Below are 5,407 nucleotides of genomic sequence, written 5' to 3' on the forward strand. Positions count from 1 at the left end.
GCACGAAGATGACCGAGGCCGGCTTCGAGATCCTGCCCGGCGAGCACGCCATCGCCCCGGTGATGATCGGCGACGCCGCCAAGGCCGGCCGGCTCCTACCAGGTCGAAGGAGCCAAGGCCCGAAGCGCGGCCCGCCGCCAAACCCGCAAGCCTGCCCCGGTGCCGGGTGCTCGGTCCGCCGAACGGTCCGCCCTCGGCCCGGCGCTCACAGCGCCGCAGAGGACCGGGCAGGCGGAGCAACAGGGGCTCTCACCGGTCCGCGGCGGACTGCCGGTGGAGACCGTCCCGGCCTGGCTACCGAGGATGGACACCAGCGCCGGCGCCGCGCTGCGCGAGCAGCTGGCCGCCCGTCGGCAAGCCCGGGAAGGGGCCGTTCGGTGAGCGGGCGAATCCTGCCGGGGTCAGCAGACCACCACCGAACTGACGCATCATCATTTTCCGAATTCGAGTCCGATATGTACGAATTGCGGGGAAATCTCGTGGCTGCGGGTGAGCAGCGGAGCACAATTGGTGGGAATTTGGCCTGATCTCTCGTAGTGTGATCGCTGAGTCGCATGAGGACAGATGAAAGTCAGTCATATTGTGCGGCCAGTCCGACCATTGCTTTCACGCGATGGCGCGCCGGGGGTGGGTGACGGCGGACCGCGCACGCGGTTAGACACAGCAGCACATCGCGGGCACCTTTCGGCCAACGCCGAGGCCAGGATGACATTGGGGGATCCACCGTGGACCACACGAACGCCTCAACAACGCGACGCACCACGAGCACTGTGGCGGCGCTGTCCGCCGGCCTGTGCGTCATCGGCCTGCTGGCGGGCTGCGGATCCGCCGAGAACCCCAAGCCCCAGCCCGCACCTACCACCGCGTCGCCTTCCCCTTCACCCACGCCGACCGACGCCGCCGACCGCGCGGCCGTTCTGGATGCGTACGCGAATTTCTGGACCGAGCAGGTCAAAGCTCACGTCCAAGGCACCGGCGAAGGCACCGACCTCGAGAAGTACGCGACCGACAAGGCATTGGGCGACGTCCGCATCTCCGTGGTGAAGTTCCGGGACCTCGGCGTGACCTTCACCGGCGCGCCGACGCACACCCCCGAGGTCGTGGCGATCGACACCGCGTCGACGCCGAAGACCGCGACGATCCACGACTGCCTGGACGTCACCAACTGGACACCCGTGGACAAGGCAACAGGGAAACCGAAGAAAGTCACCAACCGGCTGCGCTACGTTCTCGAATACACCGCCCGCACGGTGGGGCCGGACTGGAAGATGATCGACGTCACGCGGCACCAGGACCAGCCGTGCTGATCCGGCGCAGATCTCTCTCGGCCGCCGTCGCCGGGATTCTGGCAGCGGCACAGCCCGCCTGGGCCGACGGTGGCGTGACGGAGTGCGACAGCCTGATCTGTCTGGATGCCACGGACCCCGGCGCTGGCGGCAACACGTCCGGCAGTGGTTCCGCGCATTCCGGCGGAGGTACCACCGGCGAGGCGAAGTGCAGCTGGAACGGCCAGGAGTGGCCGTGCCAGGACCCGGACCTCGGATGGTTCAACGGCACGGACGGCTGCTACTGGAAGCAGATGTCACCTCAGCCCCCAGCCGGCGATCCGGACTGGGCCGGCCACCAGCCGGGCGAAGGCGCGGTCTACGCGGTCAACTGTCGCGGAACGGGCGGCGCCCTGACTCCGGCGCCCAACCGCTGGTCTCAGAACCCGCCGCCCGGCTACGGCGGTGGCGTCGACCTCGGTGCCCTAGCGCGGCAGGCAGCGGACCGGATGCGGCTCACCGGGCCGGAGATCGGCATGGCCCCGGCGCCAGGGAAGACCGGGCTGGTGGGCATGCCCGCATGGATGTGGACCACCGTGTCCCCGACCACGTGGGGGCCGAACACAGCCAGCGTGACGGCCGGGGCCGTGACGGTCACCGCGACCGCGCACGCCTCGAGGATCGACTGGTCGATGGGCGACGGGCACACCGTCACCTGCACCTCCGCCGGGACGCCGTACGACGCCTCGTACGGCGGCAAGTCCTCGCCGGACTGCGGCCACACCTACACCTCGACCTCCGCGGCGCAGCCGCACGGCACGTTCCACGTTGCGGCGGTCACCACGTGGATCGTCGACTGGACCGGGCCCGGCCAGCAGGGGCAGTTCACCGTCAGCCGTGCTTCCGCCGCCGACGTGGCGATCGGCGAGGCGCAGGCCGTCGTCAAGTCTCAGTGAGAAGGGCGCGATGAGTTCCACCGATCGTCTTCCCCGTCCTCCGCAGCAGCCGTCCGGGCCTGTGGGCCCGTCGGCGCCGGCCGCGCCGCCGGTGCGTCAGCTCCCGGTCCGGCGCCGACGGCCGGCGATGATCGCCGCGTCTGTCGCGCTGATCGCGGTGGGCTCCCTGTCGGGCGCCTACCTGTATGTCGCCACCGGGCACCGCACCGGCGTGCTGGCGATGGCCCGGGATGTGCCGCCGGGGGCGACGATCACCGCGGAGGATCTGATCGAGGCGAAGATCTCCTCCGACCCGGCGCTCAAGCCGATCCCGGCCGAGGACCTGAAGAAGGTGGTCGGCAAGCGGGCCGTCTCGGCGCTGCCGGCCGGGAGTCTGCTGACCGAGCGGTCGATCACGTCGGCGGCCGTGGTGGGCCCGGGCCAGCAGCTCGTCGCGGTGTCGCTGGACAAGGACCGTGTGCCGGCCACCGCCCTGACGCCGGGCCAGAAGGTCCAGCTCGTCCACACGCCCAAGGACTCGGCCGGTGCGGCCGGGCAGGGCGGGGCGGCGGCCGAGCCGAACGTGGCGGCGAGCGTGGTGCGGGTCGGCAAGGCGGCCAGCTCCGGTGATGTCGTCGTCGATGTGGCGGTCGCCTCGACCAGCGGGACCACGGTGGCCCGTTGGGCCGCTCGCGGGGAGGTCTCCTTCCTGGTCCTGCCCGAGGGAGGCTGACATGTCGGTGATCGCCTTCGTCGGGTCGCCCGGTGGCCCGGGCGTGACCACCACGGCGCTGGCTGGCCTGCTGACCTGGCCGCTGCAGCCGGGTCGGCGTGCCCTGCTCGCGGAGTGCGACCCGGACGGAGGATCCGTCGTCGCCGGCTACCTCGAGGGCCGTGTCCCGGGGCCGCACTCGCTGGCGAACCTCCAGGTCGCCGACCGGCTCGGCCGTCTGGAGGCGGGCCTGTGGGAGCAGATGATCAACATGTCGGTGCCGCAGGAGGCCGCTAACCGGCTGCTGCTGCCGGGGTTGAAGAGCCCCGCGCAGGCGGCCGGGCTGCAGCAGACGTGGCCGCGCCTGGCCACGCTGTTCGGGGCGTGGCACCGCAGCGCCGGGGTGGACGTGCTGGTGGACCTCGGCCGGTCCGGCTCATCGGGTGCGGCCGGCGCTCTGGTGCGCTCGGCGGACGTCGTGGTGATGGTGGTACGCGGCACGCTGCGGGCGGCGGCCGCCGCCCGGCCGCGGATCGAGGCGCTGCGCGAGACGGTCGGCGCCCGCGCCGGACACGGCCTCGGGCTGGTGCTGATCACCGAGGGTCCGTACGCGGAGCGGGACGTGGCCGAGCACCTGGAGCTGCCGGTGCTGGCCAGGCTGCCCTACGACGAGGCGGCGGCGAGGGTGCTGACGCACGGGGGCGCCGGCGGGCGCGCCTTCACCCGGTCCGCGTTGCTGCGCGAGGCCGCCGTGATGGGCACCCGGCTCCAGCAGCTGGCCTGGTCGCGGCAGGAACTGCTGGCCGCGCCGGCGGGGGAGGTGAGCGCCGGTGGAACGCGGTAGCTCGCTGTACCCCGGGATGTACGGCGCCGCACCGATGGACCCGGCCGCCGTGCCCTGGCAGACCACCTCGGTCCCCGCCCCGCCGGGGCCGCCCCCGGCCGCGCCGCCCGCTGGCGGTCCCGCAGGCCTCGGCCTGGTCTCCCCGGCAGGCGCGCAGTCGCGCGTCGCCCGGTGGGAATGGAGCACCGTGCGCGAGCTGCGCCGCGACCTCGCGGACCTGCTCGCCCCCGAGTTCCAGGCCTACAAGGAGAGCCACCGCTCCGAGATGCCGGCCGAGGACGCGCAGCAGCTCGGCCGGGCGCTGATCAACGACCTGGTCGCCCGGTGGGCGCGGGACTACGCGATGGCCCATCAGGTGTCGCCGACCGCCACGGACGAGAAGTCCCTGGTGCAGGCCGTCTTCGACGCCCAGTTCCGGCTCGGGCGGCTCCAGCCGTACCTGGACGACCCGGAGCTGGAGAACCTGATGATCCAGGGCTGCGACGACGTGTGGGCGGACTACGCCGGCCGGCCGCGGCGCAAGGTCGAGGCGGTGGCCGACACCGACGACGAGCTGATCGAGTTCCTGCAGCTGCTCGCACGGCGCCACGGCGGGGGCGAACGGTCGCTGTCGAACGCCAACCCGCTGCTGGCGCTCGCCCTCGAGGGCGGCTACCGCATGCAGGTCATGACCCAGGTGACGCCCCGCCCGTACGTGACGATCCGCCGTCAGCGGGTCCGTGACATCACCCTGGAGGGCCTGGTCGAGCGCGGCACCGTCGACACGGCGCTGCTGGCGTTCCTGCGCTCGGCACTGCGGGCCGGCAAGAACATCATGGTGTCCGGCACGCAGGGCGTCGGGAAGACCACCATGCTGATCGCCCTCGCCCGGGAGATCGACCCGAACGAGCGCCTGGGCACTCTGGAGACCGAGTCCGAGCTGTACCTCCACAAGATCGGGCACCTGCAGCAGGTGGTACCGATGGAGGCGCGCGAGGGCAACGGGGAGCTCGGCCCGGACGGGCGCAGGATCGGGGAGATCACCATCGCGGACCTGATCCCTGCAAGCCTGCGGATGAACCTGCGCCGGATGATCGTGGGTGAGGTCCGCTCCTCGGAGATCGTCCCGATGCTGCAGGCGATGTCCGGCGGCGAGGGCGGATCGCTGTGCACCATCCACGTCCGCAAGCCCGACGGGATCTTCGCGCGGATCGCGCAGCTGTGCCTGGAGCACGGCAGCTCCGGGATGACGCAGGAGCTGGCCTATCTGATGGCGGCGAACGCCCTCGACCTCATCGTGCACATCCGCATGGTCGACGAGACCGCCGTCGGCGGCAGCCGGCACCGGTTCGTCCAGCACGTCCTGGAGGTCACCGGCGCAGGCGAACGCGGCGGCCACCCCGCCTACAACCGGATCTTCGCCCCCGGTCCGGGTGAGGCCCGGGCGGTGCCCACCGGTGTCCTGCCGGCCTGCCTGCCCGATCTGGAGGCGCACGGGTTCGACGCCGGATGGCTGAGCACGGGCGGCGCCTGGGCCCAGCCGCTGGGCACCCTGCGGGCGGTGGTGTGATGGGCATCCTGATTGCGGCGTTCGCCGGGGTGTGCCTGCTCCTCGGTGCCGCGGGCAGCCATCGCGACCTCCTGGAACAGCAGGTGCGCAACGGCATGGGCG

Annotated in this window: 5 protein-coding genes; all 5 read left to right on the plus strand. The window is 72.1% G+C overall.

Annotated elements, in window-relative coordinates; translation table 11 throughout:
* Positions 1–725: 725 nt before the first annotated feature.
* The 5 genes from AB0K43_RS31200 to AB0K43_RS31220 all read left to right on the plus strand — a co-directional run bounded on the left by AB0K43_RS31200 (position 726) and on the right by AB0K43_RS31220 (position 5,305).
* Positions 726–1,307 (plus strand): hypothetical protein, encoded by a 582-nt coding sequence (locus AB0K43_RS31200; RefSeq protein WP_363645762.1) that lies wholly within the window; start codon positions 726–728, stop codon positions 1,305–1,307.
* Positions 1,301–2,221, plus strand: a complete 921-nt coding sequence (locus tag AB0K43_RS31205; protein ID WP_363645764.1) for an ATP/GTP-binding protein — start codon at positions 1,301–1,303, stop codon at positions 2,219–2,221. The genes AB0K43_RS31200 and AB0K43_RS31205 overlap by 7 nt, the downstream gene beginning before the upstream one ends.
* 127 nt (positions 2,222–2,348) lie before the next feature.
* Positions 2,349–2,933 (plus strand): SAF domain-containing protein, encoded by a 585-nt coding sequence (locus AB0K43_RS31210; protein WP_363645766.1) that lies wholly within the window; start codon positions 2,349–2,351, stop codon positions 2,931–2,933.
* 1 nt (position 2,934) lies between these two features.
* On the plus strand, positions 2,935–3,756 hold the full coding sequence (locus AB0K43_RS31215) for a hypothetical protein (RefSeq protein WP_363645768.1): 822 nt from the start codon (positions 2,935–2,937) through the stop codon (positions 3,754–3,756).
* On the plus strand, positions 3,743–5,305 hold the full coding sequence (locus AB0K43_RS31220; RefSeq protein ID WP_363645770.1) for a CpaF/VirB11 family protein: 1,563 nt from the start codon (positions 3,743–3,745) through the stop codon (positions 5,303–5,305). The genes AB0K43_RS31215 and AB0K43_RS31220 overlap by 14 nt, the downstream gene beginning before the upstream one ends.
* Positions 5,306–5,407: the final 102 nt, after the last annotated feature.

The sequence above is a fragment of the Kitasatospora sp. NPDC049258 genome, from assembly GCF_040678895.1.
Lineage (GTDB): Bacteria > Actinomycetota > Actinomycetes > Streptomycetales > Streptomycetaceae > Kitasatospora.

What these genes read in the sequence shown, in the direction of transcription:
- AB0K43_RS31210 (WP_363645766.1), top strand. Translation starts at nt 2,349, where the DNA reads ATGATCGCCGCGTCTGTCGCGCTGATCGCGGTGGGCTCCCTGTCGGGC.
- AB0K43_RS31215 (WP_363645768.1), top strand. Translation starts at nt 2,935, where the DNA reads ATGTCGGTGATCGCCTTCGTCGGGTCGCCCGGTGGCCCGGGCGTGACC.